This is a genomic window from Nocardioides pyridinolyticus, from assembly GCF_054653575.1.
Map to the genome: position 1 here is coordinate 39,036 of NZ_BAAIFY010000011.1, position 25,706 is coordinate 64,741.

The window sequence follows — 25,706 nt, forward strand, 5'->3', positions numbered from 1 at the left end:
CCCCGGAGTGTGGCACCGACCTCACTGGAGCCGCGAAATGAGGTTGTCGGCCATGTCGTCGATGGTCCGGCCGTCCTGGAAGACCTCGCCGTCGAGAAGGACCGTCGGGGTGCCCTGCACACCCGCGTCGTCCGCGGCCCGGGTCGCGTCGGCGACCCACTGCTCGCCCTCCTCGCTCTCGATCGCGTCGCGCACATCGGCCTCGTCGGCGCCGGCCTCGACCGCGAGGTCGACCAGGTCGGCGTCGGACGGGAACGGGCCGGACTCGTCGGGCTGGTGGTCGAAGAGCAGGTCGTGGAACTCCTTCGCCACCTCGGGGCCGGACTGCTCGAGCACGATCGAGAAGGCACCGGCCGAGCGCTCGGAGTAGTCGCCCAACGAGCTCAGCAGGTTGAACGGGCGGTACTCGACCTGCACCTGGCCGTCCGCCGCGAGCTGCGCGAGGTCGTCGCGCGTCGCGCGCTCGAGCTCGCCGCAGTAGGGGCAGAGGAAGTCCTCGTAGATCACGACGGTGTGCGGGGCGTCGTCCGGCCCGATGGTCAGCCCGAACTCGCTGTTGGCGGCCGGAACCCGCTCCTCGTCGACCCCGCCACCGAAGACACTCTGGAGGACGAGCACGAGGGCGACGACGGCGGCCAGAGCGACGACGACGCCGCCGATCATCAGGCTCCGGCGGCGGCGCTCCTGGCGCTGCTGCTCCTCGAGGGCGGCGGTGGCCCGGGAGGCGCGGTCGGTGGCGCGGTTCTTCTTCGACATCACGGTCCTTCTGGTGCGGGACGCGCGAAGAGCCGTGCGTCCAGGGAGAGTCGGGTGGAGGGGAGCCAGGCGAGGAACAGGGAGACCAGCAGCAGGGCGGCGTCGCGGGCGATCTCCCACGGGTACTTCTCGGCGGCGTCGGGGTCGTAGCCCCCGCCGCCGAAGCAGCCGCAGTCGATGGTCATGCCGCGGGCCCAGACCGACGCGATGCCGACGATGAAGAGCGCGAAGAGCACGGCCGAGACCACCGCCGCACCGCGGGTCAGCAGCCCGAGGACCAGCATCGCGCCGAGGACCACCTCGACCACCGGCAACAGGTGGCCGACCGGCTGCGCGAGCGACCCGGGCAGCAGCTCGTAGGCCCGGACGGCGGCCACCGACTGGTCGGGCTCGAAGACCTTCGCGCCGCCGGCGTACAGCCAGACACCGCCGAGCACGAGACGTGCGACGAGTCCGGCCCACTCCTTCACGCCCCCGACCCTAGGGGCCCACCCTGAACCGTGACTGAGACGAGGGCCCCGACACCACCCGACTATGGTGACCTGCGTGAACGAGCGACTCGTCTGGATCGACTGCGAGATGACCGGGCTCGACCTCGGTGCCGACGCGCTGATCGAGGTCGCGGCCCTGGTCACCGACTTCGACCTGAACGTGCTCGGCGACGGCGTGGACCTGATCATCAGGCCGCCGGCCGAGGCGCTCGCGCAGATGAACGACTTCGTCCGCGAGATGCACCAGACCTCCGGCCTGCTCCACGAGCTCGACCTCGGCCTCTCCCTCGACGAGGCCGAGGAGCGGGTGCTCGCCTACATCAAGGAGCACTGCCCCGACGGCAGCCGGCCGCCGCTGGCCGGCAACACGGTCGCGACCGACCGGTCCTTCCTGGCCCGGGACATGCCGAACCTCGAGACGTTCCTGCACTACCGGATCGTCGACGTCTCCTCGATCAAGGAGCTCTCGCGACGGTGGTTCCCCCGGGCCTACTTCCAGGCGCCGGCCAAGCGCGGCAACCACCGCGCGCTCGCCGACATCCAGGAGAGCATCGAGGAGCTCCGCTACTACCGCGAGGCCGTCTTCGTGCCCTCCCCCGGACCGGAGAGCGAGGTCGCCCGGGCGATCGCGCTCAAGCACGGCGGATCGCTCACCGGCCTGACCGGTGAACCCGATTCCGCAGAACAGGACTGACTCCCCTACACTCGTCCCCGGTCCTCGGCCTCGGCCGGGTTCCGCATGGTGGGTATAGCTCAGCTGGTAGAGCGCTGCGTTGTGGTCGCAGATGTCGCGGGTTCGAGTCCCGTTACTCACCCCATGTCCCCGGGGCGTCCCCGGGCACCGTCGAGCCCCTGACCTCAGCGATGTGGTCAGGGGCTCGGTGCGTCGTAGGCCCCGCGCCCCGGCCACGCGCGCCACGAGGGATGGTCCAGCGCGGATTCTCTGACTATGGTCAGAGGATGGACGACACCGCCGTGCTGCGCCGCTTCAACCGGACCTACACCCAGCGCATCGGCGCACTCGACGAGTCGTTCCTGGGCACCGGCCGACCGCTCAACGTCTCCCGGCTGCTCTTCGAGATCGGCCCGGGAGGCGCGACCGTCCGCGACCTGCGCGACCGCCTCGACCTCGACTCCGGCTACCTCGCCCGGATGCTGCGACACCTCGGCGGCGACGGGCTGGTCGACGTGCACCCCGACCTCGCCGACCGGCGCCGCCGGGTCGCCACCCTGACCCCGGCGGGAGAGCGCGCGTGGCGCGAGCTGGACGAGCGGTCCGAGGAGCTCGCCGCCCGCCTGGTGGCACCGCTGACCGACCGCCAGCGCGCCCGGCTGACCGAGGCGCTCGGCACCGCCGACCTGCTCGTCCGCGCGGCCACCATCTCGCTGCACGAGGTCGACCCGTCCGAGCCGGTGGCCCGCGAGGCCGCCGGCCGGTACTTCGCCGAGCTCGACCAGCGGTTCCCGCACGGGTTCGACCCGGGCGAGCCCGACCACGAGGGCCGGTTCCTGCTGGCGACCAGCGCGGGCGCGCCGATCGCGTACGGCGGCGTACGGCCCCTGTCGGCGGGGACCGGGGAGATCAAGCGGATGTGGGTCGACGACGCGTGGCGCGGGGCCGGGCTGGGCTCCCGGATGCTGCGCGAGCTCGAGGCGCTGGCCGGGCGGCTCGGCCACCGCCGGGTCGTGCTCGACACGAACGGCGCGCTGGTGGAGGCGATCGCGATGTACGAGCGCGCCGGCTACACGCCGATCGAGCGGTACAACGACAACCCCTACGCGGAGGCCTGGTTCGAGAAGCGCCTCCGGTAGGCCGGGCGGCTCAGGATGATCAGGCATCCTCCGTCAGCAGGTCCCAGTCGGTGACGACCGGCGCGAGCTCGCCGGCCACCCAGAGCGGCAGCTGGTCGAGGTGATGCGGGTCGCGGGCGTCGCCCGCGGCCCCCAGCGGGACCACCCAGCCGCTCGCCCGGCGGTCGGCGAGGTCCCAGACGTAGCGGGCGACCGAGCCCCGCGAGCAGGCGTCGGTCAGGCCCGGCACCGAGCCCGTGCATCGCACGCAGTCGTTGTCGCCCGCCACCGGCAGCGGCGGCACCGGTGGTGGCTCGAGGCCGGTCGCCGCGACGCCGAAGGCGTGCACGGGCGCGATGACGTGGGTGGTGCCCCACGTCCCGGGGTGGCCCGCGGCGTCGTCGAGCGCGGCGCGCGCGAGCGCTCGCAGGTCGAGCCCGAACGGCGCACCGGCATCGAGCAGCGACTCCAGCGCACCGCCGATGCGCCCGGCCACGTCCAGCCAGGGCCGCAGCACCTGGTCCTCGACGATCGGCCGGGCCAGCGGCGCGAACACCGGCTCGGCGGCGATCCGCCGCGTGAAGGCCGCGCGCCAGGCGGCGAACGCGGCGGCGCCGTACGACGTCGCCTCCATCCGGCCGTCCCACGTGAGGACCGCGTCGCGCACGACCGCTCCGTCGGGTCCGGGCTCGACGCCGCGGAGGAACTCCTGGAACGCCGGCGCCGGCAGCAGCAGCGCGTCGTCGTGGATCGCGCGGAAGTCCTCGGTGGTGAGGCCGTCGCGGCCGTCGAGCAGCTGGTGGATGCGGGCCGCACGGTGCGGCGGCGCGAAGCCGGTGCCGATCGGGGCGCTCTCCGGCCCGCGGCGCTCGTTGGCGGTCACGACCTGGCCGCCGGGCGGTACGGCGTGCGCCGGCAGATCCGTCAGCCACCCGGTCCAGGCAGCCCCCGGGTCGGCGGCGTCGACGACGCCGTGGCGGTTGGCCTCGGCGCGGACCGGGACCCGACCGGCGACCCGGTAGCGGACGTCGCCCGCGCGGTCGGCCACCACCACGTTGTTGACCGGCTCGACCCACCCATCGAGGGCCCGCAGGACGTCGGCGGCGCTGCGGGCGCGCAGCAGCGGCAGGAACGCGTCGAAGCCGAGGTCCTCGAGCACCGCCGACGCCGCCCGCAGGCTGAGCCCGCGGCCCTCCTCGACCGACCCGTCGAAGACCGGGCCCCGGGCGGTCACGATCACCTCCACAACCTCGTCGCGCTGTCCGGCGACGGCGACGGTCTCGGTGTGCGCCGCCGCCGGCTCCCAGCCGTCGGGCCCCAGCGCCTCGACGCCGGTCGCGGTCCGGCGCAGCCGCTCGGCGTACACGTCCTGGCAGTCGGCCATCGCGTTCGTGATCGCCCACGCGACGTCGCCGGCGTGGGCGAAGTGCTGCACGCCCGGCACGCCGGGGAACGCGAACCCGGTCACGTCGAAGTCGTCGCAGCTGAGCCGCACCTGCTGGTAGACGCCGGGCGACTCGATCACCCGGTGCGGGTCGCCGCCGATCAGCGGGAAGCCGGACGCCGTCCGGTCGCCGCCGACCGCCCACGCGTTGCTGCCGCCCGCCGTCGGGCCCTCGTGCGAGAGCAGGCGGGCGTCCTCCCCGAGCACCTCACGCGCGCGGGCGGTCCAGAGCTTGCCCGGCAGGCTGGCGAAGAGCAGGTGCTGGGCGAGGAACACGGCCAGCGGCGTCCACGGCTCCCAGGCCTCGGCGTGAGCGCCGGTGCGCTCGAACTCCGGGCCGTCGGCGTGCCGCCCCGCGTTCACGCCCGCGACGTAGGCCGCGACGAACGCCCGGGTCTCCGGCCGGAGCCGGGCGTGGGCGCGGCGCGCCGTCTCCGCCAACCCGGTACGCCGGGCGAGCCGGTCCCACGGCAGCGCGGCCGCCCCGAGCAGCTCGGCGGTGGTGCCGGTCGCGCGGCGGCGCAGGAACTCCAGCTGCCACGCCCGGTCGCGCGCGGTGACTTCGCCCTGGCCGTGCGCGAGGTCGGACAGCGAGGTCGCCCGGACGTGCGGGACGCCGTACACGTCGCGGTGGATCCGGGCCATGCGAGGTGACCCTACTGACCGACGCCCCTGACCTACGCCGCCGTGAGCAGGGGCAGCCGGACGTGGAACGTGGTGCCCTGGCCCGGTGCGGACTCGACGGACATCGAGCCGCCGTGCTGCTCGATGATCGAGTGGGCGATCGAGAGGCCCAGGCCGCTGCCGGGGATGGCCTGCTGCTGGGCGAGCGAGGACCGGAAGAACCGGCTGAACAGCCGCTCCTGCTCCTCGCGCGGGATGCCGATGCCGTTGTCGGAGACGCTGATCACCGCCTCGGTGCCCTCGGTGCCGACCACGACCCCGACCTGGCCCCCCTCGGGCGTGAACTTCACGGCGTTCCCGACCAGGTTGATGACCACGCGCTCGAGCATGTCGCGGTCGCCGAGGAACGGGATCGGGTCGTCGGGCAGGTCGACGGTGAGTTCGAGCGCGCGCCGCTCCAGCGTCGGCGCGACCACGGTGGTGCCGGCCACGACGATCTTGCGCAGGTCGACCAGCCGGTCCGCGAAGCCGAGGCCCTCCTCCTGCACCCGCGAGAGCGTCAGCAGGTCGTCGATGAGCGAGAGCAGGCGGGTGCTGTTCGCACCGATCCGGCGCACGGCGTCGAGCGCCTCGGGCCCGAGCGGGCCGTAGGCGCCCTCGTCGAGCATCTCGGTGTACCCGAGGATGCTGGTGATCGGCGTCCGCAGCTCGTGGCTGACGCTCGACACGAACGCGTCCTTGACCTGGTCGACCTCCCGGAGCCGCTCCACGGCCTGCCGCTCGGTCGCGAGCGCCTCGACGAGCCGGCGCTCGGCCTCGATCCGCTCGGTGATGTCCTCCGAGGTGCTCACGTAGCCGATGGTGTTGCCGCGGTCGTCCTCGATCCGGTCGAGCGACATCGAGTGGCTGCGCTCCTCGCCGTCCTTGCGGACGAACTTCATGTCCACGGCGCCGTGGCCGATCAGCGCCGCGGCCACCGCCCCGAACTCGTCGGGTACGCCGAGCTCGCGGGCCTTGTCCGTGACCGACTGGTCGCTGTGCAGCCGCCGGGTCGTGGTGCCGATCATCTCCTCGGCGGTGTAGCCCAGCAGCCGCTGGGCCCCGGGGTTGAAGAGCGTCACCCCGCCCGCGTGGTCGGTGCCGATGATCGCGACGCCCGCGGCGCCGTTGACGATGTTCTGCACCAGGTCGCGCTCGGCGGCGGCCTGCCGGGCGGTCTCGATCTGCTCGCCGACGGTGAGCATCAGCGGCAGGGTGACCAGCGCGCACACGGTGCCGAAGGTGGCCAGCAGGATCCCCTGCACGTCGGTGGTGATGTGGAAGGACGGGCCGGCGTTCGCGAAGGGCCCGTAGCCCCAGGTGGTCATCGGGATCGCGCACGCGAGCACCGCCAGCAGTTGGGCCATGGACTCGTAGGGGCTGTCGCGCAGCGCGCCCCACACCAGGACCGGGATCAGCACGAACACCACGGACGGGAAGGACTCGGGCAGGAAGACGACCGGCGTGAGCACGACGATCAGCGCCCACTGGGCGAGCCGCTCGACCGGACCGGCCATCGGGGCGTGGTTCCGCACGGCGCAGAACAGGGGGACGATCGTCAGCTGGGCGACGAGGCTCGACGCGCCGATCGAGAGGGCGAGCAGGCCGGGGTCGCCCCACCCGGTCGCGAGGCTGGTCACCGCCGCGAACGCGCCGACCACGAGGGCGCCGGCAGCCACGGCGGCGAGGAAGCGGGCCAGGTCGACGCTGGTGCGCAGCGGCGCCCGCTCGTGCCTGCCCTGCGCGAGGATCCGCCAGGCCACCCAGGCCTCGGCGGCCAGGCCGAGGCCGAGGCCGAGCGCGACCCCGGGCGAGAACTCGCCGCTACCCCACAGCGAGCCGACCGCGATGAGCGCGATGACCGCCACCAGCGCGGCCGGCAGCACCGCCGCCAGCACCGCGGTCCGGGGGCTCGGGGCGAGCATAAGCACGGCCGTCGCGACGCCCACCGGCCAGATGCCGATGCCGTGCGAGCCCTCCGGGGTGGAGCTGGCCGCGAATACGCCGAAGCACGCCATGGCTGCGAGCAGGCCGACGACCTGCGCGACCCGTGACGCTCCCAACGTCCCCTCCTCCGGCTGCGTTGAGCCCATCTTGGCGGGCCCGGGCGCTGTTGCGCGTGCGACCTGCCGATGGGCTACTAGGTTGGGTCGGTGACTTCGGCGAGGAGCGAGTACGACGTGGTGGTGGTCGGCGGCGGCCACAACGGTCTGGTCGCGGCGGCCTACCTCGCCCGCGCCGGCCGCTCCGTGCTCGTCCTCGAGCGGCTCGACCTCCCCGGCGGCGCCGCCCGGCGGTCCCCGGAGGCAGCACTCCCGGAGTCGCTCGTCGCCGACCTGGGGCTCGACCTGACGCTGCAGCACCGGCCGGCGACCGACGAGCTCACCGCGGCCCTGCTCCCGACCCTGGTCCGGCCGCTGCCGCTCGAGCGGGACGTCAGGGCGCAGGTCGCGGACTGGGAGGAGCTGGCGACGAGCCCCACCGACCTCCACCGCCGCCTGCGAGCGAGCACGCCGGCAGTGCTGGGCGGCGGAGCGGCGGCGGTCGAGGCCCTCCACCGCGTCACCGGCGACGCCGGCGTCGAGGTGCTGACCGGCGCCGGTGTCAGCGCCGTCCGCGCCCGCGGCGACGGGGCCGAGGTGACCTGGCATGACGGCCTGGCGTTCCACACCGTGGCCGCCCGCCGCGTCCTCGCGAACGTCGCGCCGTGGGTGCTGTCGATCCTCCTCGGCGAGCCCGAGGACCCCGCGACCAAGCCCCGCTGGGACGGGGACGAGGAGCTGGCGCTGGAGGTCGAACGCGAGTTCGCGATGCCGGGCGGCCACTGGTTCCACGGCGACCTGGACTGGCCGTGGGCGCCGAACCGGGCCCGCCTGGACACCCCCGCCCAGCAGTGGGGCGTGCAGACCGACATCGACCCGGTGCTGCTCTGCGGATCCGGATCGCGCCGGGGCGGCGGCGTCACCGGTCTGGGCGGACACAGCGCCGCGCACGCCGTCCTGGACGGGCTGTGACGGACGGCCCCTCGATTTCGGGCTGGGGCCCCGCGCTGGTATCGTTCACGTCGCTTCAGAGCGTGCGCCATTAGCTCAATTGGCAGAGCAGCTGACTCTTAATCAGCGGGTTCGGGGTTCGAGTCCCTGATGGCGTACCACCCAGCGAGAGCCGGTCCGAGAGGACCGGCTCTCGCTGCGTTTCCGGCACGTTCCGAGCGCGCTTTCGATGAATTTCACCCCTTTGGGCGTAACGCCACGCTGGGCCCCCGCCACCGCCCCCAACAAGGATTGTCTCCATGTCCGGACGACCCACGCGCGTGGCCGTCGTCAGTCCTCAAGAGGTGCTCACCCAGGGGCTGACGGCGATGCTGGCGCAGTACTCGGGGCGGTCGATGGTGACCGAGGTGGAGCAGGCCGAGGTGGTCCTCTACGACGCCCTCGGCGTGTACGACGGCGACGGAGCGGACCTGACGCGGCTGGTGCGCCCGGGCGGCCCGATCGTCGTGGCGATCAGCCGGGACCTGCGTCCGGACCTCCGGGCTCGGGCGCTGGCGCTGGGTGCCCACTCGTGGGTCTCGATGAGCGTCCGCGCCGGTGAGCTCGTCGAGGCCGTCGAGGCCGCCGCCACGGGCCGCGACCTGCCGGGCCGCGTCGACCGGCTCGGTTCCGAGGTGTCGTTGACCCCGCGCGAGGTCGAGGTGCTGTCGCTGATCGCCCAGGGGCACAGCAACCTCGAGGTCGCCGACCGGCTCTACCTCTCGATCAACTCGGTCAAGACCTACATCCGCTCGGCGTACGCCAAGATCGGGGCCACCTCGCGCAGCCGCGCCGTGGCGTGGTGCCTCCAGAACGGCTTCGCCCCGCCGGAGGACTGACTCCCCGACTGATCTGGCCGGGTCCGGGTACCAGCGGGCATGGCCGTCGACACGGACACGGACGTCGAGTCCCCCACCGACCTTGATCACCGCTCCTGGCGCTACGTGCTGCGCAAGACCGTGCGCGAGTTCTCCAGCGACCAGTGCACCGACCTCGCCGCGGCGCTGACCTACTACGCCGTCCTCGCGGTCTTCCCCGCGATGATCGCGCTCACCTCGCTGCTCGGCCTGGTCGGGCAGGGAACCAACAGCGTCAAGACGCTCCTCGGCATCGTCGGCGACCTCGGCGGCGCTTCCCTGGTCGAGAGCGTGCGGGACCCGCTGCTCGAGATCGCCGGCTCCCAGCAGGCCGGGGTCGCGCTGGCGCTGGGCCTCCTCGGCGCGCTCTGGTCGGCGAGCGGGTACGTCGGGGCGTTCGGCCGAGCGATGAACCGAATCTACGAGATCCCGGAGGGGCGCCCGATCTGGAAGCTCCGCCCGATGATGCTGCTCCTCACGCTCGTGCTCGTGGTCCTCACCGCCGTCGTCCTGCTGGCCCTCGTCGTCACCGGCCCGGTCGCGGACTCGATCGGTGACGCCCTCGGCGTCGGCGGCGGCCTGAAGCTCGCGTGGGCGATCGCCAAGTGGCCGGTGCTGTTCCTCGTCGTCGTGCTGATCGTGGCGCTGCTCTACTACACCACCCCGAACGTCCAACAGCCCCGCTTCCGCTGGGTCGGCGTCGGCGCCCTGGTGGCCATCGTGACCTGGGCGGTCGCGTCGGCGGCGTTCGGGCTGTACGTCGCGAACTTCTCGTCCTACGACAAGACCTACGGCGCCCTCGGTGGCGTGATCGCCTTCCTGCTCTGGCTCTGGCTGACCAACCTGGCGCTGCTCTTCGGCGCCGAGCTGGACGCCGAGCTCGAGCGGGGACGCGAGCTCCAGTCGGGCATCCCGGCCGAGCGCAAGATCCAGCTCCCGCCCCGCGACACCCACAACATCGAGAAGGCCCGGCAGAAGGAGGAGGACGACGAGCGCACGGGTCGCCGGATCCGTCTCGACGCCCGCCGCCGCCTGTCCGGCGACCGGAAGGACTGACTCGTGACGCTGACGTCGCTCTGGCAGGACCGCAACCCGCACCCCGAGGCCCCGACGCCCGCCATCGACGGCGACTGGGACCTCGTGGTCGTCGGCGCCGGCATCACCGGCCTGACGACGGCCGGGCTGCTCGCCCGCGCCGGGAAGTCCGTGATCGTGCTCGAGGCCCACCGCGTCGGGTTCGGCGCCACCGGCCGGAGCACGGCCAAGGTGAGCCTGCTCCAGGGCACGCACTACTCGAAGATCTCCCGCCGGCACCCGGCCTCGGTGCTGCGGCAGTACGCCGAGGCGAACGCCGAGGGCCTCGCCTGGATCGCCCGCTTCTGCGCGGAGCACGGCGTGGACCACCAGCGCCGCCCGGCGTACACCTATGCCAACGGCGAGCAGGGCGCCGCGTCCGTGCGCGCCGAGCTCGAGGCCCTCCACAAGGCCGGCATCGAGGAGGCGACCTGGGTCGACGAGGTGCCGCTGCCGTTCGAGACGGCCGGAGCGGTCCGCCTCGACGACCAGCTCCAAGTGGACTCCCAGGCCCTGGCGCTCGCCCTCGCCGCCGACGCGCGCACGCACGGCGCGACCATCGCCGAGGGGATCCGGGTCAAGCAGGTGCACGGGCACGCCCCGTGCCGGGTCGAGACCGAGCACCTCGACGTCACGGCGCAGGCGGTCGTGATCGCCACGAACATGCCGATCCTGGACCGCGGCGCCTTCTTCGCCCGCGCCGAGCCCGCCCGCTCCTACGCCCTGGCCTTCCGGACCGGCGAGCAGGCGGTCGACGGGATGTACCTCTCCGCCGACCAGCCGAGCCGGTCGCTGCGCGGCGTCCCGGACCCCGCGGGCTCGCTGCTGCTCGTCGGCGGCGAAGGGCACAAGGTCGGCGCCGCGACGTCCGAGCGCGAGCACCTCGACCGGCTGCGGGAGTGGACGGCCGAGCACTACCCCGGCGCGGTCGAGACCCACGCCTGGTCCGCCCAGGACTACCTGCCCCACCACGCGCTCCCCTACGTCGGCCCGATCCTGCCCGGCGCGGACCACCTCCTCGTCGCGGGCGGCTACTCGAAGTGGGGCATGACGAACGGCGCCGCGGCCGGCCTCGCGCTCTCCGGCCGTCTGCTCGGCGGCCACCAGGAGTGGGCCTCGGCGTACGAGCCGTGGAGCTCCCGGGAGGTCAGCGGCCTCCCCGACAGCGTGCGGATCAACCTCCAGGTCGCCGTCGAGATGACCACCGGCTGGGCGCGCAAGCTGACCGGGAGCGACGACGCCCCGGTGTGCACCCACCTGGGCGGCGTACTCCGCCGCAACGACGCCGAGGACACCTGGGACTGCCCGCTCCACGGCTCCCGCTTCGGGCTCGACGGCGAGGTGCTCGAGGGCCCCGCGACGTGCGGCCTGCGGCGCGCCGCTGGCTGAACCGCTGGGATAGTCCCTGACGAAATGGGGGTCCGCACGGCGTGTCGCCCCCCACTCCGTCAGGGACTATCCCGCCGTAACCCCTTCTCGGCGAGTCTCGTTCGACCTGTATGGGAGCACGTCGAGCAGCACTCGTGATCACGGCCGTCGCGGTCGCCGTCCTGGGCCTGGGAGGGCCGGCGAACGCCCAGAAGTGGGCACGCGCCGACTCGGCCACGATCCACCCGGGCACGATGATGTACACGAAGGGTGCGCAGTGCACCGCGAACTTCGTGTTCACCGACGCCGCCGGCCGCGTCTACGTCGGGTACGCCGCCCACTGCGCCGGCAAGGGCGCGGCGACCGACACCGACGGGTGCTCGACCGACTCACTGCGGCTCGGCACGCCGGTGACGTTCCGCGAGGGCGGGAGCCTCGCCGACGGCGGCACGCGCGTCGGCCGGGGCAGGCTCGCCTACTCCTCGTGGCTGACCATGAAGGAGGTCGGCACGAGAAACGCGAACGCCTGCGCCTACAACGACCTCGCGCTCGTCCGCGTCCGCGCCGCCGACGTCGGGAAGGTCAATCCCTCGGTGCCGTTCTGGGGTGGTCCGACCGGGATCGACACCGACGGCACCGCCGCCGGCGACCGGGTCTGGACCTACGGCAACTCGAGCCTCCGCGCCGGCCTCGAGCCGCTGTCCCCCCACACCGGCTTCAGCCTCGGCGACATCGACGCCGACGGCGGCTGGTCGCACCCGGTCTACACCGTCTCCCCCGGCGTCCCCGGCGACTCCGGCTCGGGCTTCCTGTCCGACGACGGGTTGGCGATCGGCACCCTCTCGACCCTCGGTCTCGCACCGCTGCCGGCCTCGAACTACATCGGCGACCTCGCCCGCGAGCTCGCCTTCGCGCGGCAGCACTCCGGCATCAAGGGCTTGAGGCTGGTCAAGGGCACCGTGCCGTTCGACCCGGTCCTCTGACCGGCAGGGTCGCGGGCTGGGGTGCCGGAGCGTCAATTTCGGACGCCACTCTCAAGGAAACCTCAAGGTTCCCCCACGCTCGGTACACGGTTCGGTTGCATCCCGCCTCGAGGTGTCGACGACGTGGAACGGTTGTCCTACCGACCCCGTTCGACACCCGTTGGGAGCCCTCATGCGAGCCCGCCTCGTCACCGCCGTCACCGCCGCCGCCCTGGCGCTGGTCCCGGCGACCCTCGTCCTCGGCGCGGCCCCGGCGGTCGCCGGCGGCAGCTCCAGCGGCAGCCACGGCGGCAACAACGGCACGATCAAGATCGCGGGGTCCGACCCCGACGTGACCACCGCGAACGAGCCCCAGGTGGGCTGCACGTTCACGATCCGCTGGTTCAACTTCGACCGGGGATCGAACATCGTCTCCTCCGTCCGCTTCGCCTCGCAGTGGCCGACCGCGGCCGCCGCCATCTCGGTCACCGGCAAGCAGTTCGTGAACGTCGGCGGCGACGACGCACGCGGCGGCACCGACCTCGACGGCGAGGAGGAGTACACCCTCGCGTTCTCGGGCGCCGCTCCGCAGGCCAACCGGGGCTACCACGTGAAGGTCACCGTGGCGACGCCCGGTTCGAAGGGCAACGACACCAAGTCCAAGGTCCTCTGGGTCCAGCCGTGCGCCACCACGCCGGAGACGCCCCAGACCCCCGAGACCCCGCAGACGCCCGAGGTGCCGGAGACGCCCGAGACGCCCGAGACCCCCGAGGCACCGCAGACCCCCGAGACCCCGCAGACCCCCGGCGTCCCGGAGACCCCCGAGCTGGCGCCGTTCAACTGGGACTGGGAGTACCAGGACCCGACCTGCGCCGGCGTGACCGTGACCTACCCGTCGGACATCCCGGACGGCCAGGCCAACGACGTCAACGTCCGCGTCGAGACCGACCACGGCCAGCAGACGCTGAACTTCCACAACAACGAGGGCTTCTGGAGCGGCACGACGGCGTTCGACCTCGCCGCCCACCCGCAGTGGGCAGGGGCGTCCGAGTACCACATCACCTGGGTCCAGGTCGGCGGCACGAACTACCACTGGCAGGGCGACGTCGGCTGCCGGACGGTCGGCGACAGCATCGTCGCGATGACGGCTCTCGACTTCGACGGGGGCACCAAGGTCGTCGCGCAGGGCAAGCTGCTCACCCGGACCGTCACGGTCGAGCTGGCCGGGGGCGCCGACCTGCTGCTCAAGCAGCTCGTCCGCGGCTCCTGGTCGACGGTGAAGTCCTTCGCGATCCGGAACGACCGCGCCAAGGTGACCTTCCCGAAGCTCACCAAGCGCGGCACCTACAAGTTCCGCCTCGCGGTCGCCGGCTCGGAGGCCACCACGGGCGCCACCTCCGGCGTCCTCACCCTCAAGGTCCGCTGACCACGAACCGGCGCACCAGGTCCTGGCGGATCTGGGCGTCGGTCCAGGCGAACCGCACCCACTTCTCCCTCGAGAACAGCCGCGTCTGGTCCGAGGAGTACGGCGAGCGCGGGTTCTCGTACTGGCCGTAGGTCAGGATCGTGCGGGCGTCCACGCGCCCGCCGTCGAGGAACGAGATCGCCTGGATGTGCGAGGAGCCGTAGGTGATCGGCCGGTCGTGATCGGTGTTGGCCCGGGCCCACCGGGACGCCAGCGCGTTCGCGTTGCCGGCGGCGTCGCCCGTGCCGCCGCCGAGCGGGAGCGGCAGGGCGCCGCGGTCGCCCGCGACCTGGAGCTCGCCCCACGGCGCGTCGAACGGGACGCCACGCTCGCGCAGCGCCGCGATCGCGTCGGACATCGCCTGCACCACCTGCGGGTTGTCGGTGTTGAGGTCACGCGGGGTGTCCAGCGGGTCGGCCGGGTCGAACTGGGTCCGCCACACCGGGTCGGCCGCGTCGACCGGAAGTGAGCTCAGGCGGACCACGAACTCCTCGAAGATGTGCACGCCCACGGAGTCGGCGTCGGAGCGTCCGTCCCAGTCGTGCAGCACCTGGCAGGCCTCGGTCTCGCCCGTCGCCTGGCAGACGCTGTCGAGGGCGCCGCCCTCGCGCATCACCTCGGCGGCCATGACCCGGTTCGCGTGCTGGTGGCCGCGCAGGCTGGCCGGCGACTCCTTCTTCCCCGCCGCGAGCCGGTCCAGCACGTAGTGCGACACCACCCGGGTGCGCATGGTGCGGACGCACTGCTCGCAGCCGATGATCCCGGCGTACCCCTCGAGCGGCTGCTTCGGGTTGGGCAGCCAGTAGGAGTCGTTGGCGTTCATCACCCAGTCGCGGCGCACCTCGCTGGGCAGGTGGGACGGTCCGAAGATCCCGGGACGCTCGGCGTCCTCGTCGGTGCGCCATTCGCAGCTCGAGTCGGCGAAGGTGCCGTCGAGGCCGGGCAGGCCCGCGACCTGGTCCAGCACGCGCCCCACAGGGGTCATGCAGGTCTCCGCGAGGTCGTCGGGCACGTTCGGGACGACCGAGTGGTCGGCGTACAGGACGGCGCCGGCCCGGTCGGCCGCGGTCGTGTTCACCCACGGCATGCCGGCGGCGGCGTCCTGGCGGCGCAGCAGGTCGCGCACGCTGGTCGCCTTGCCCATCTCCAGGAAGGTGTCGATCGTGCGCAGGTGCTCGCCGTTGGCGTCGCGGATCGCCCAGACGCTGGTCGGGCTCCACGGCATGAGCGCCGCGGGGGCGTCGATCACGTAGCCCTGCGGGGTCCGGTAGAGGTCCTCGGTCACGGTGCCGAGCGAGCCGTCCTTCTTCCGCACCCGCACCTTCACGGTGTCGTGGATGAGCTCCCGCGGGCCGGCGTCGGTGGCGTAGGTCGTGCCGGGACCGGCGGTCCTGTACTCGTAGGGCGTGAAGCGGTACGCCGTCGAGACCGTGTGGCTCCACGCGACGTCCTTGTTCCACCCGATGTTGACGACCGGCGAGCCGACCAGCGAGGCGCCGGCGACGTCGTACTCGCCCGGGATCGTCAGGTGCTGCTGGGTGAAGTGGTAGCGCCCGCGCCACGGGAAGTGCGGGTTGCCGAGCACCATGCCGCGGCCGGTCGTGGTCGCGTCGCCGCCCACGGCGGTGGCGTTGGAGCCGAACGGCGCCTCGGGGTCGCGCCCGAGCGCCGTCAGCAGCGCGTCGCGGTCGACGTCGGCAGCCCGGACCGGGGCCTCGAGCCCCGGGTCGTCGGCCGACGGCGGCGCGGCGTCGACGATCTCCTTGACGAAGACGCCGGCGGAGGCGAGCAGGTTGGCCAGGTAGACCCCGTACCAGAGGTCGAGCGCGGTCACGTTCGGCTTCAGGTACGCCGCGCCGGCGCAGGCCGGGTCGGTGACCTTGTTGGTCCGCAGCCACTCGTTGGCGCCGGCGACGTAGCCCTTCACCATCTGGCGGGCCTCCCGGCCGGGGCCGCGGACCGGGTCCCTGAGCAGCTTCTCGACGACCCGGCGCTGGCGCAGGGACGCGACGAACGCGTCGACCTGGAGGTTGGACGCCTGGAGCGTGACCTGGTCGTTGTAGCGCTTCTTCGGCCCGAACCACCGCGAGCGCTCGCCGCGGGCGGTCACCACCGTGTCGGCCAGCGTGCAGATCGACGCGTCGGTGGCGGCGTACCCGGACCCGAAGCCCAGCGACCCGAAGTCGGACGCGGTGATGTGCGGGATCCCGTGCTTGGTGACCTCGATCGCCGCGCGGTACCGGTCGGGCCGGTCGGGCCGGGGGGCGGCGTCGGCCGTCGGCAGCGCGACGGCGGCGAACGGCAGGAGCGTGGCGGCGGCCGCCGCGGCGGTCAGGCGTCGGAGCATGCCCCCTCAACGGACGGGCCGGCGCCCGGGTTACTCGAGGCGTTACTCAGAAGTGTCGGCTCAGAGGTAGAGACCGGTGGCGCTGTCGCCCACCCGGTCGGCGGCGACCGCGTGCACGTCACGCTCGCGCATCACGATGTAGAGCTCGCCGGCGACCTCGACCTCGGCCCGGTCCTCGGAGTCGAAGAGCACCTTGTCGCCGACCTCGATCGTGCGGACGTGCGGGCCGGCCGCGACGACCTTCGACCAGGCCAGCCGGCGGGCGCCCATCGCGGCGGTCGCCGGGATCACGATGCCGCCGGAGGACCGGCGCTCGCCCGACTCGCGGTCCAGCTCGACCAGGATCCGGTCGTGGAGCATCTTGATGGGGGTCTTGTCGCCCATCGGTCAGCTGACGACCTTGCGGACCACGACGAAGAACCCGACGACGCCGACCACGACGCCCAGCGTCTTGAGGATGTTGTCGGTGCGGGGCTGACCGGTCTGCGAGTCGACGAAGTGCGCCTTGATGCTGCTCACCTCGCGCGACGCGATGGTCTTGGGGTGCACCCGGTAGAGGAGCTGGTCGATCGTGGCGGCCAGGTTCTCCCTGGTCTCCTCGATCTCACGCTCCAGAGCAGACAGCGACGGGTCCTGGCTCACGGGGTGACTCCTCGTTCTCGGCGACGGTTGAGGCTACCAACGCGCCGGCACCCCGGTCAGGGGTGGGGCATGGCCGTCCGCGGGTCGAACCCGAACGGGAGCTCCAGCCGGTGCTCCTTCATCAGCGCCTCGTCGGTCAGGACGTCGTAGGTCGTGCCGTCGGCGACCACGGTGCCGCCGCTCAGCACGACCGATCGGGGGCACAGCTCGAGGGCGTACGGCAGGTCGTGGGTGACCATCAGGACGGTCACGTCGAGGGAGCGCAGGATGTCGGCGAGCTCGCGCCGGCTGGCCGGGTCGAGGTTGGAGGACGGCTCGTCGAGCACGAGGATCTCGGGCTCCATGGCGAGCACGGTGGCCACCGCGACCCGGCGGCGCTGGCCGAAGGAGAGGTGGTGCGGGGGCCGGTCGACGTACTCCTCCATGCCGACCTGCTCCAGGGCGTGCAGGACCCGGCGGTCGAGCTCCTCGCCCCTGATCCCGAGGTTGGCCGGCCCGAAGGCGACGTCCGCGCGCACCGTGCCCATGAAGAGCTGGTCGTCGGGGTCCTGGAAGACGATCCCGACCCGCCGGCGGATCTCGGCCAGGTGGGCCTTCTCGACCGGCAGGCCGCTGACCGTGACGCTGCCCGCGCCGGCGGTGTGGATGCCGTTGAGGTGGAGCACGAGCGTGGTCTTGCCGGCGCCGTTGGGACCGAGCAGCGCGACCCGCTCGCCGCGGTGCACGTGCAGGTCGACGCCGAAGAGCGCCTGGTGGCCGTCGGGGTAGGCGTAGGCCAGGCCGCGCACGTCGAGGACGGGGGTGCTCACGGGTTCATCACCGGGGCATTCTCCCCGTGTAGCCGCGCGACAGCATCGCCAGGTGCACGCGCTCGCCGCGCTCGTAGGACCGGATGAACAGCGCGCCGGCCGAGCGGGCCAGCACCGGCCAGTGCCGCGGGTCGCGGGCCGAGAAGCCGCGGGACTCCCGGGCGACCTTCATCCGCTGCATCTCGCCGGTGACGACGTCGAGGTAGCGGACCATGAACGCCATGATCTGCACCAGCTGCTGCGGCATGCGCAGCCGCTCCAGGCCGAGCAGCAGGTCGTTCGGCTCGGTCGTCGCCGCGAGCGTGAGGCTGGCGACCACGCCGAGCGTGCCCTTGACCAGCAGCGCGATGCCGGCCTCGAGGCCGTGCTCGCTGACGCTGACGCCGAGGACCTCGGTCCGCGGGCCGGTCGCGACGAACGGCAGCAGCACCGCGAACACCACGAACGGGAGCTCCACGACCGTGCGCTTGAGCAGGTAGGTCGGCGGCACCCGGCTGACCCCGATGACGACACCGAGGAGGACGGCGTACGCCGCGAAGAGCGGGTAGGCATCGCGCGGCGTCGCCACCACGACGATCGCGAACGCCAACAGGGCCAGGATCTTCAGGTGCGCCGGGGCCCGGTGGACGGGCGAGTGCCCGTGGAAGTGCAGCTTGTGGCCGTGACCGGCGCCCACGCCGGGACTACCCGCCCTGCGGGTGCCGGCGGCGTACGGCGTAGGCGACGCCGCCCGCGATGCCGAGCACGACCAGGACGCCGACGACGCCGGTCAGGCTGCCGTAGTCGCCGAGGAGGCCGTCGCGCGGCTTCTCGGTGTGGGCGAAGCCCTGGTCCTCCGACACCTTGGTGAGCCCGTCGGGGTCACCGCTGGCGAACCGGCTGACGACGCCGGCGAGCAGCAGCGCGACGACCGCGATGCCGAGGACGAGCCACCTGGTCGGCACCCTGCTCGCGCCGCGGCTCACGCGGCCACCGCGTTCTTGATGACGAGCTCGCGCCGCGCGAGGACCGGGCGGGCGGCGTACACGAGGTCGGGCCGGGCGGCGACGATCGCGCCGACCGCCAGGCCGGTGATCACGCCCTCGCCGATGCCGATCAGCGTGTGCACGCCGAACATCGCGGTCACCAGCGTGTCGAGCGGGATCTGCGCCGTACCGCCGACGGCGTAGAGCAGCACGAACACCAGCGCGGCCGCCGGGACCGACACGAACGCCGCGATGCCCGCCTGGGCCGGCACCAGCGTGAGGCGCTTGGGCAGGACGAGCTGGAGCAGCCGGAAGACGACCCAGCCGACCAGGACGGTCGCGATCGCCATCAGCACGATGTTGGTGCCGAGCGCGGTGATGCCGCCGTCGGCGAAGAGCAGGGACTGCACGAGCAGCACGACGCTGACGCACAGGATCCCGGTCCACGGACCGACCAGCACCGCCGCCAGGGCGCCGCCCATGAGGTGTCCGCTGGTGCCGGCGCCGACCGGGAAGTTGAGCATCTGCACGGCGAAGATGAAGGCCGCGACCAGGCCGGCCATCGGCGCGGTCTTGTCGTCGAGCTCGGAGCGGGCCTTGACCAGCGCCACGCCCACCACCGCGACCGCGACCGCGCCGGTGACGGCGGAGGTCGGGGCGTCGAGGAAGCCGTCGGGGACGTGCATCTGCTCTCCTGCTCAGCAAGTAGGTTTTCCATGGAACCCGAGAACGTGCCCACCCTACGCTATTGCACATGACTTGCAACAAGGAGTCCGACCCGTGACCGAGCGCCTCTCCCCCGGCGACACCGCCCCCGAGTTCACCCTCACCGACGACACCGGCGCGGAGGTCGCGCTCAGCGACCTCCTCGGCCGCAAGGTGATCGTCTACTTCTACCCGGCCGCGATGACGCCGGGCTGCACCAAGCAGGCGTGCGACTTCACCGACACCCTGGACTCGTTCAAGGCCGAGGGCTACGAGGTCCTGGGCATCTCCCCCGACAAGCCGGAGAAGCTCGCGAAGTTCCGCGAGCGCGACCACCTGACGATCACGCTGCTCTCCGACCCCGACAAGCTCGTGATGAAGGAGTACGGCGCGTACGGCGAGAAGAAGCTCTACGGCAAGCTCGTCGAGGGCGTCATCCGCTCCACCGTCGTCGTCGACGAGGACGGCAAGGTCTTCCTCGCCCAGTACAACGTCAAGGCCACCGGCCACGTCGCCAAGCTCCGCAAGGACCTCAAGCTCAACCTGGCCGACGAGCAGCCCGGCAACGGCGCCTGACGCCCGCGTCCCGCCGAGTCGGCGCTGTCTCAGCTGAAACAGCGCCGACTCGGCGTTGCTGTAACACTGGCTCCCGCGCGCCCGTAGCCCAATTGGCAGAGGCACCAGGTTTAGGTCCTGGCCAGTGAGAGTTCGAGTCTCTCCGGGCGCACCGGTCGGCGATCTCCCACCACAAGGAGACCGGCGTCACTAGAGTCCGCGCATGGACTCCGCGCTCACCACCGTCGGGCTGCCGCTGGCGCTCGGCATCATCATGTTCGGCCTCGGGCTCTCGCTGACCCCGGACGACTTCCGACGGGTGGGCCGCGCACCGAAGGCGGTGGCCGTGGCGCTGGGGTGCCAGCTGATCGTGCTCCCGCTGATCTGCTTCGGGCTGGTCAAGGCGCTCGACCTGCCGGCGCTGCTCGCCGTGGGCATGATGCTGCTGGCGGCGTCGCCGGGCGGCACGAGCGCGAACCTGTTCAGCCACCTGTTCCGCGGCGACGTCGCGCTGAACGTCAGCCTCACCGCGATCAACTCGATCGTCGCGATCGTCACGCTGCCGATCATCACGAACGTCGCGATCAACCACTACGACCTGAACGACTCGGTCAGCCTCCAGTTCGTGAAGGTCCTCGAGGTGTTCGCGATCGTGCTGGTCCCGGTCGCCCTCGGCATGCTGGTCCGCGCCCGGGCGACCGCGTGGGCGCTGCGCATGGACAAGCCGGTGCGCATCGGGTCGGCGGTCATCCTGGCCGTCCTGGTGCTCGGCATCCTGCTCGACCAGGCCGAGAACGTCGGTGGCTACCTGGCCGACGTCGGCCTGGCAGCCGGCCTCTTCTGCGCGATCTCGCTCGTGCTCGGCTACTTCCTGCCGAAGGCGGCCGGCGTCAGGGACGAGCAGGCGATCGCGTCGTCGATGGAGATCGGCGTGCACAACGGCACGCTCGCGATCTACGTCGCCGTCGAGGTGCTCGACAACACCGAGATCTCGGTGCCGGCCGCGGTCTACTCGCTCTTCATGTTCGTCCTCGCCGCCCTCTGGGGCTACACGATCGCCAAGCGCCTGGCGCCGAAGCAGGCTCAGCCCGCCTGAGCCAGCAGGTGCGCCACGATCGGCGCCATCCGCCGCAGCGCCCAGCCCCGGTGGGAGATCGCGTCCTTGTCGGCGACCGACAGCTCGGCGGTGGTCAGGCCGGGTCGGTCATCGGCGACGAACAGCACGTCGTACCCGAACCCGCCGCTCCCCCGGCACTCGCGGATGACCCGGCCCGGCATCGTGCCGGACGCGCACTCCTCGCCGCCGGCGTGGACGAAGGCGACCGCGCACATGAAGTGGGCGGTACGCCGCTCGTCCGGGACGTCCTCGAGCTGGGCCAGCAGCAGCTGGTTGTTGCGGTCGTCCTGGCCCTCCTTCGAACCTTGCGGGGGCCCCGACCATCGCGCGGACAGTACGCCGGGCATGCCGTTCAGCGCGTCGACGCAGAGTCCGCTGTCGTCGGCCAGTGACGGCAGCCCGGTCGCCGCGTACCCGGCGCGGGCCTTGAGCAGCGCGTTGCCCTCGAACGTGGGCCGGTCCTCGACCGGCTCCTCGTAGCCGTCGACGTCGTCGATGCCGAGGACCTCGATCCCGGGGAGGCGCTCGCGGAGGATCCGCTCCATCTCCTCGATCTTCTTGCGGTTGCGCGAGGCGAGGAAGACCTGCGTCATGAGCCGATCGCCTGCCGCTGGAGCCGGGTCAGGTCGGCGCAGCCCTTCTCGGCCAGGCCGAGCAGCGCGTCGAGCTCGGCCCGGTCGAAGGCCGCGCCCTCGGCGGTGCCCTGGACCTCGACGAACTTGCCGTCGCCGGTCATCACCACGTTCATGTCGGTCTCGGCACGGACGTCCTCGACGTAGGGCAGGTCGAGGCGCGGGACGCCGTCGATGATGCCGACGCTGACCGCCGCGACCGAGCCGGTCAGCGGCTCGCCGGTGAGCGCGCCGGTCGAGCGCAGGTGCGCGACGGCGTCGGCCAGGGCGACGTACGCCCCGGTGATGGCGGCGGTGCGGGTGCCGCCGTCGGCCTGGAGCACGTCGCAGTCGAGCTGGATGGTGTTCTCGCCGAGCGCCTTGTAGTCGATGACCGCCCGCAGCGACCGGCCGATCAGCCGGCTGATCTCGTGGGTGCGCCCACCGATGCGGCCCTTGACCGACTCGCGGTCCGAGCGGGTGTTGGTGGACGCGGGGAGCATGGCGTACTCGGCCGTGACCCAGCCCAGCCCCGAGCCCTTGCGCCAGCGCGGCACGCCCTCGGACGCCGACGCCGCACAGAGCACGCGGGTGCGGCCGAACTCGATCAGGACCGACCCGGCGGCGTGGTCGAGCCAGTTGCGGGTGATCGTGATCGGGCGGAGCTCGTCGTCGGCCCTGCCGTCTTCCCGGGGCGCGTCCTGGCGTGCAGTCATGCCCCGACCCTAGCCGCGCGCTACTTCACCTCCGCGCGCAGCACGCGCCAGGTGCCGATCGCGAGCGGCAGGCCGAGCCAGAGCAGCCCGGAGACCACCAGCTGCGCCCAGTCCTCGCCGTCCGAGGACCAGTCCCAGATCGCCGTCTGCGCGCTCTGGAAGTCGATCCACGGCGCGACCGACCCGAACCAGCCGACCAGCGCGGCGCCGAGGACGAACAGCCCGGGCAGCACCCACTTGTAGACGAAGAACGCCACGATCGCGGCCGGCGTGTTGAGCAGCAGCGCGGCGAGCGCGAAGCCGCCGAGCATCGCCAGCACCTGGGTGATCAGGAAGGCCGCGAACTCCGTCCAGCCGAAGGTCCAGTCGGCGTTGCCCTCGATCAGGCCGAACAGCACGGTGCAGACGAACCCGATCGCGATCGACACGGCCACGGTGGCCAGCGTCAGCAGCACGCCCACGAGCGCCTTCGCCGCGATGACCAGCGGGCGCCGCGGCTCGAGGGCGAACGTGACCATCGCGGTCCGCTGGCTCCACTCGCTGGTGAGCACCATGATCCCGAGGACCGGCAGCAGGAACGAGGTCAGGAACGCCGCCACCCCGATGAAGTCCCCGAAGCTGATCGCCTCGTCCTGCGTGGTCACGACCGCGAGCACGATCACCTCCGCGGCCAGCACGACCAGGCCGATGATCGCCAGCAGCCAGAACCCGGAGCGGGTGTCGTAGGACTTGCGGAGCTCGGTGCGGACCAGGCGGTGGAAGGGCGTCCGCGGCGTCGCCGAGACGTCCAGCGTCATCGCGGACACCTCACTTCACCTCCGCTCGCAGCACCCGCCAGAACCCGATCACGAGCGGGACCACCAGCCAGAGGAAGCCGGACACCGCGAAGTGCGCCCAGTCCTGGCCGGACATGCCCCCGCCGTCGAACAGCGGGGCCTGCGCACTGGCGAAGTCGATCCACGGCCGCAGGTCGGAGAACCAGCCGATCAGGGTGGAGCCCAGCTCGAACAGTCCCGGCAGGACGAAGGAGTAGACCATGTAGAGCACGATCGCGGCGGGCGAGTTCAGCAGCAGCGCGGCGAACGCGAAGCCGGTCAGCATCCCGATCTCCTGGAGGATCACGAAGTACGCCGTCTGCTCGAGGCTCAGGTCCCACTCGCCGCCCAGGTCGGACATGCCGCCCAGGAGCGCGTTGCAGATCGCGGCGAGCGCGAGGGCGATGACGACCGCGGCGACGCCCAGCAGCAGGCCGACCACGAGCTTGGCGAGGATCACCCGCTGCCGGTTCGGCTCGAGGGAGAAGGTGACCATCGCGGTCCGCTGGCCCCACTCGCTGGTGAGCAGCAGGATGCCGATGACCGGCAGCAGCAGGGCGATGGAGAAGTTCGTCGAGGTGAGGAAGTCGTTGTAGGAGACCACGAGGTCCTGGGCCAGCACGACCGCGAGCTGGATGACCATGACGGCGCCGGTCAGGACCGCGGTCGCGAGCAGCAGCCAGAAGCCGGCCCGGGTGTCCCAGGTCTTGCGGAGCTCGGCCCTGACCAGGCGGGCGAACGGGGTGGGCGACGTACCCGAGATGTCCATCGTCGGGGGCGCGGTCGTGGTCACGAGACCGCCTCGCGCTGGGTCGCCGCGGTGAGCTCGAGGAACAGGTCCTCCAGACCGCCCTCGCCCGCGCGGAGGTCGGTGAGGACGACGCCCGCCTCCAGAGCGGTGCGGCCGACCTCGACCGGCTCGGCCTCGACGCGCAGGCCCTCGCCCGCGCTGGCGACGGTGATGCCCTTGGCGCCGAGCGCCGCGGACAGCGCCTGGTTGTCGAGTGCGGTGACGAGGGAGTGCACGCCGCCGGACGCCCCGGCGAGCAGCGTCTTCTTGTCGCCCTGCGCCACGATCCGGCCGTTGCCGATCAGGATCATCTCGTCGGCGATCTGCTCGACCTCGTGCAGCAGGTGGCTGGAGAGCAGGACGGTGCCGCCGCGCTCCGCGTAGCCGCGCAGCAGGCCGCGCATCCAGCGGATGTCGGCGGGGTCGAGGCCGTTGGCGGGCTCGTCGAGGATCAGCACGGAGGGGTCGCCGAGCAGGGCGTGCGCGATGCCGAGGCGCTGCTTCATGCCGAGGGAGTAGTTGCGCAGCCGGCGCTTCGCCTCGGGCTGCGTGAGCGAGACCAGCTCGAGCATCTCGTCCACGCGGGAGCGGGGCAGGCCCATGGTCGCGGCGCCGAGCTCGAGGATCTCGCGGCCGGTGCGGCCGGCGTGCTGCGCGGACGCGTCGAGGAGCACGCCCACGTGGCGGCCCGGGTTCGGGATGTCCTGGTAGAGGTGGCCGCCGATGGTCACCCGGCCCGACGTGGGCGGGGTGAGGCCGACCATCACGCGCATCGTGGTCGTCTTCCCGGCGCCGTTGGGGCCGAGGAAGCCGGTCACCCGCCCGGGCTGGCAGACGAAGCTGACGTTGTCGACGGCGGTGAAGGTGCCGTACTTCCTGGTGAGTCCCGCGACTTCGATCATGCCCCCACCCTGCCCGACGGGACGGGATCGGCGCAGCGGACCCGCGGATCGCTGCCGCGGAAGGTGCGTCAGATCTCGTAGACCGCGCCGGGCACCGCGAGCTCGGTCGGCCCGTCGTACGCCGCCTTCGCCTCGGCGAGCGCGTCCTGCGGGTCGAACCACGGCGGCACGTGCGTGAGGACGAGCCGCTTCACCCCGGCCCGGGCCGCGACCTCGCCCCCGTCGGCGCCGGTGAGGTGCAGGTCGGGCGGGTTGTCGTCCTGCGAGCGGAAGGACGCCTCGGCCAGGAACAGGTCGGCGTCGCGGGCGAGGTCGTCGAGCACCGGGGCCGGGCCGGTGTCGCCGGTGTAGGCGAGCGTCGCTCCCCCGGCCGCGATCCGCAGGCCGAACGCGTCGACGGGGTGCGCGACCTCCATCGGCGTGACCGCGAACGGGCCGATCTCGACCGGCCCGTCCCAGGTGCGGAAGTCGAACTCCTCGGTCATGCCCGGGTCGAGCGGCAGGTCGTAGGCCCGCGCCATCCGCTGCGCGGTGTCCGGCGGTCCCCACACCGGGATCAGCGGCTGGTGGCCGGTCGGGTGGTACTTCCGCATGACGTAGTAGCCGCAGAGGTCCAGGCAGTGGTCGGCGTGCAGGTGGCTGACCAGCACGGCGTCGATCGACAGCGGGTCGGCGTACCGGTGGAGCTGGCCGAGCGCGCCGTTGCCGAGATCGACGAGCACCCGCCAGGTGCGGCCGTCGGCGTCGTCCGCCTCGAGGAGGTAGCAGCTCGCCGGCGAGGTCGGACCGGGGTAGGAGCCCGAGCAGCCGACGATGGTCAGCCTCATCG

27 protein-coding genes and 3 tRNA genes are annotated in these 25,706 nt (G+C 72.5%); 13 read left to right on the plus strand and 17 right to left on the minus strand.

Annotated features, from left to right (window positions below; translation table 11 throughout):
• Positions 1-21 precede the first annotated feature (21 nt).
• Positions 22-756: a DsbA family protein gene (locus ACYQ0U_RS11545; protein WP_459972902.1), complete on the minus strand. Its 735-nt coding sequence runs from the start codon at positions 754-756 to the stop codon at positions 22-24.
• Entirely contained in the window at positions 756-1,226 is a 471-nt protein-coding gene (locus ACYQ0U_RS11550; protein ID WP_459972904.1) for a MauE/DoxX family redox-associated membrane protein, read from the minus strand. Before ACYQ0U_RS11550 ends, ACYQ0U_RS11545 begins: the two co-directional genes overlap by 1 nt.
• 64 nt (positions 1,227-1,290) lie before the next feature.
• Here ACYQ0U_RS11550 and orn point away from each other — a divergent pair, with 64 nt between their 5' ends.
• The 3 genes from orn to ACYQ0U_RS11565 all read left to right on the plus strand — a co-directional run bounded on the left by orn (position 1,291) and on the right by ACYQ0U_RS11565 (position 3,059).
• Positions 1,291-1,941 (plus strand): oligoribonuclease, encoded by a 651-nt coding sequence (gene orn / locus ACYQ0U_RS11555; RefSeq protein WP_459972906.1) that lies wholly within the window; start codon positions 1,291-1,293, stop codon positions 1,939-1,941.
• A 48-nt stretch (positions 1,942-1,989) separates the two neighbouring features.
• A tRNA-His gene (locus ACYQ0U_RS11560) sits at positions 1,990-2,065 on the plus strand.
• A gap of 142 nt (positions 2,066-2,207) precedes the next feature.
• Positions 2,208-3,059 carry a bifunctional helix-turn-helix transcriptional regulator/GNAT family N-acetyltransferase gene (locus ACYQ0U_RS11565; RefSeq protein WP_459972908.1) on the plus strand — a complete coding sequence of 284 codons (852 nt, stop codon included), beginning with the start codon at positions 2,208-2,210 and terminating at the stop codon, positions 3,057-3,059.
• Positions 3,060-3,078: 19 nt separating this feature from the next.
• Here the strand turns inward: ACYQ0U_RS11565 and ACYQ0U_RS11570 are convergent, their stop codons facing one another.
• Complete coding sequence (locus ACYQ0U_RS11570; RefSeq protein ID WP_459972911.1) at positions 3,079-5,127, minus strand: penicillin acylase family protein; 2,049 nt, start codon at positions 5,125-5,127, stop codon at positions 3,079-3,081.
• A 32-nt stretch (positions 5,128-5,159) separates the two neighbouring features.
• The gene (locus ACYQ0U_RS11575; protein WP_459972913.1) at positions 5,160-7,208 is read right to left on the minus strand and encodes an ATP-binding protein; all 2,049 of its coding nucleotides are present in this window, start codon (positions 7,206-7,208) and stop codon (positions 5,160-5,162) included.
• Between the two features lie 90 nt (positions 7,209-7,298).
• On the opposite strand from ACYQ0U_RS11575, the gene ACYQ0U_RS11580 reads away from it, so the two are divergent.
• From ACYQ0U_RS11580 to ACYQ0U_RS11610, 7 genes are all read left to right on the plus strand, one after another.
• Positions 7,299-8,159: an FAD-dependent oxidoreductase gene (locus ACYQ0U_RS11580; RefSeq protein ID WP_459972915.1), complete on the plus strand. Its 861-nt coding sequence runs from the start codon at positions 7,299-7,301 to the stop codon at positions 8,157-8,159.
• A gap of 64 nt (positions 8,160-8,223) precedes the next feature.
• A tRNA-Lys gene (locus tag ACYQ0U_RS11585) sits at positions 8,224-8,299 on the plus strand.
• Between the two features lie 138 nt (positions 8,300-8,437).
• Positions 8,438-9,016: a LuxR C-terminal-related transcriptional regulator gene (locus ACYQ0U_RS11590; RefSeq protein ID WP_459972917.1), complete on the plus strand. Its 579-nt coding sequence runs from the start codon at positions 8,438-8,440 to the stop codon at positions 9,014-9,016.
• 39 nt (positions 9,017-9,055) lie between these two features.
• On the plus strand, positions 9,056-10,090 hold the full coding sequence (locus ACYQ0U_RS11595) for a YihY/virulence factor BrkB family protein (protein ID WP_459972920.1): 1,035 nt from the start codon (positions 9,056-9,058) through the stop codon (positions 10,088-10,090).
• A gap of 3 nt (positions 10,091-10,093) precedes the next feature.
• Complete coding sequence (locus tag ACYQ0U_RS11600) at positions 10,094-11,497, plus strand: FAD-dependent oxidoreductase (protein WP_459972923.1); 1,404 nt, start codon at positions 10,094-10,096, stop codon at positions 11,495-11,497.
• Between the two features lie 134 nt (positions 11,498-11,631).
• On the plus strand, positions 11,632-12,459 hold the full coding sequence (locus ACYQ0U_RS11605) for a hypothetical protein (protein WP_459972925.1): 828 nt from the start codon (positions 11,632-11,634) through the stop codon (positions 12,457-12,459).
• A 172-nt stretch (positions 12,460-12,631) separates the two neighbouring features.
• On the plus strand, positions 12,632-13,864 hold the full coding sequence (locus tag ACYQ0U_RS11610; protein ID WP_459972927.1) for a hypothetical protein: 1,233 nt from the start codon (positions 12,632-12,634) through the stop codon (positions 13,862-13,864).
• On the opposite strand, the gene ACYQ0U_RS11615 is transcribed toward ACYQ0U_RS11610, so the two are convergent.
• From ACYQ0U_RS11615 to ACYQ0U_RS11645, 7 genes are read right to left on the minus strand one after another with little or no spacing between them, the layout of a single operon-like run.
• On the minus strand, positions 13,851-16,250 hold the full coding sequence (locus ACYQ0U_RS11615) for a penicillin acylase family protein (RefSeq protein WP_459972929.1): 2,400 nt from the start codon (positions 16,248-16,250) through the stop codon (positions 13,851-13,853). The genes ACYQ0U_RS11610 and ACYQ0U_RS11615 overlap by 14 nt on opposite strands.
• Positions 16,251-16,310: 60 nt before the next feature.
• The gene (locus ACYQ0U_RS11620) at positions 16,311-16,634 is read right to left on the minus strand and encodes a GroES family chaperonin (protein WP_459972931.1); all 324 of its coding nucleotides are present in this window, start codon (positions 16,632-16,634) and stop codon (positions 16,311-16,313) included.
• 3 nt (positions 16,635-16,637) lie between these two features.
• Positions 16,638-16,892 carry a DUF3618 domain-containing protein gene (locus ACYQ0U_RS11625; protein WP_459972933.1) on the minus strand — a complete coding sequence of 85 codons (255 nt, stop codon included), beginning with the start codon at positions 16,890-16,892 and terminating at the stop codon, positions 16,638-16,640.
• Between the two features lie 56 nt (positions 16,893-16,948).
• Positions 16,949-17,701: an energy-coupling factor ABC transporter ATP-binding protein gene (locus ACYQ0U_RS11630; protein ID WP_459972936.1), complete on the minus strand. Its 753-nt coding sequence runs from the start codon at positions 17,699-17,701 to the stop codon at positions 16,949-16,951.
• 7 nt (positions 17,702-17,708) lie between these two features.
• Positions 17,709-18,377, minus strand: a complete 669-nt coding sequence (gene cbiQ, locus ACYQ0U_RS11635) for a cobalt ECF transporter T component CbiQ (protein ID WP_459972938.1) — start codon at positions 18,375-18,377, stop codon at positions 17,709-17,711.
• Between the two features lie 7 nt (positions 18,378-18,384).
• Positions 18,385-18,666 (minus strand): PDGLE domain-containing protein, encoded by a 282-nt coding sequence (locus ACYQ0U_RS11640; protein ID WP_459972940.1) that lies wholly within the window; start codon positions 18,664-18,666, stop codon positions 18,385-18,387.
• Positions 18,663-19,352: an energy-coupling factor ABC transporter permease gene (locus ACYQ0U_RS11645; protein WP_459972943.1), complete on the minus strand. Its 690-nt coding sequence runs from the start codon at positions 19,350-19,352 to the stop codon at positions 18,663-18,665. Before ACYQ0U_RS11645 ends, ACYQ0U_RS11640 begins: the two co-directional genes overlap by 4 nt.
• Positions 19,353-19,446: 94 nt before the next feature.
• On the opposite strand from ACYQ0U_RS11645, the gene bcp reads away from it, so the two are divergent.
• The 3 genes from bcp to ACYQ0U_RS11660 all read left to right on the plus strand — a co-directional run bounded on the left by bcp (position 19,447) and on the right by ACYQ0U_RS11660 (position 21,022).
• On the plus strand, positions 19,447-19,947 hold the full coding sequence (bcp, locus tag ACYQ0U_RS11650) for a thioredoxin-dependent thiol peroxidase (protein WP_459972945.1): 501 nt from the start codon (positions 19,447-19,449) through the stop codon (positions 19,945-19,947).
• A gap of 77 nt (positions 19,948-20,024) precedes the next feature.
• A tRNA-Leu gene (locus tag ACYQ0U_RS11655) sits at positions 20,025-20,098 on the plus strand.
• A 51-nt stretch (positions 20,099-20,149) separates the two neighbouring features.
• Complete coding sequence (locus ACYQ0U_RS11660) at positions 20,150-21,022, plus strand: bile acid:sodium symporter family protein (protein WP_459972947.1); 873 nt, start codon at positions 20,150-20,152, stop codon at positions 21,020-21,022.
• Here ACYQ0U_RS11660 and rdgB read toward each other — a convergent pair.
• The 6 genes from rdgB to ACYQ0U_RS11690 all read right to left on the minus strand — a co-directional run bounded on the left by rdgB (position 21,010) and on the right by ACYQ0U_RS11690 (position 25,704).
• Positions 21,010-21,636 (minus strand): RdgB/HAM1 family non-canonical purine NTP pyrophosphatase, encoded by a 627-nt coding sequence (gene rdgB / locus ACYQ0U_RS11665; protein WP_459972950.1) that lies wholly within the window; start codon positions 21,634-21,636, stop codon positions 21,010-21,012. The two genes, ACYQ0U_RS11660 and rdgB, sit on opposite strands and share 13 nt — an antisense overlap.
• Complete coding sequence (gene rph, locus ACYQ0U_RS11670; protein ID WP_459972952.1) at positions 21,633-22,370, minus strand: ribonuclease PH; 738 nt, start codon at positions 22,368-22,370, stop codon at positions 21,633-21,635. Before rph ends, rdgB begins: the two co-directional genes overlap by 4 nt.
• Positions 22,371-22,390: 20 nt before the next feature.
• Complete coding sequence (locus ACYQ0U_RS11675) at positions 22,391-23,167, minus strand: ABC transporter permease (RefSeq protein WP_459972954.1); 777 nt, start codon at positions 23,165-23,167, stop codon at positions 22,391-22,393.
• A 10-nt stretch (positions 23,168-23,177) separates the two neighbouring features.
• Positions 23,178-23,978 (minus strand): ABC-2 transporter permease, encoded by an 801-nt coding sequence (locus ACYQ0U_RS11680; RefSeq protein ID WP_459972956.1) that lies wholly within the window; start codon positions 23,976-23,978, stop codon positions 23,178-23,180.
• Positions 23,975-24,877, minus strand: a complete 903-nt coding sequence (locus tag ACYQ0U_RS11685) for an ABC transporter ATP-binding protein (protein WP_459972958.1) — start codon at positions 24,875-24,877, stop codon at positions 23,975-23,977. The genes ACYQ0U_RS11680 and ACYQ0U_RS11685 overlap by 4 nt, the downstream gene beginning before the upstream one ends.
• A 68-nt stretch (positions 24,878-24,945) precedes the next feature.
• On the minus strand, positions 24,946-25,704 hold the full coding sequence (locus ACYQ0U_RS11690; RefSeq protein ID WP_459972960.1) for an MBL fold metallo-hydrolase: 759 nt from the start codon (positions 25,702-25,704) through the stop codon (positions 24,946-24,948).
• Positions 25,705-25,706 lie beyond the last annotated feature (2 nt).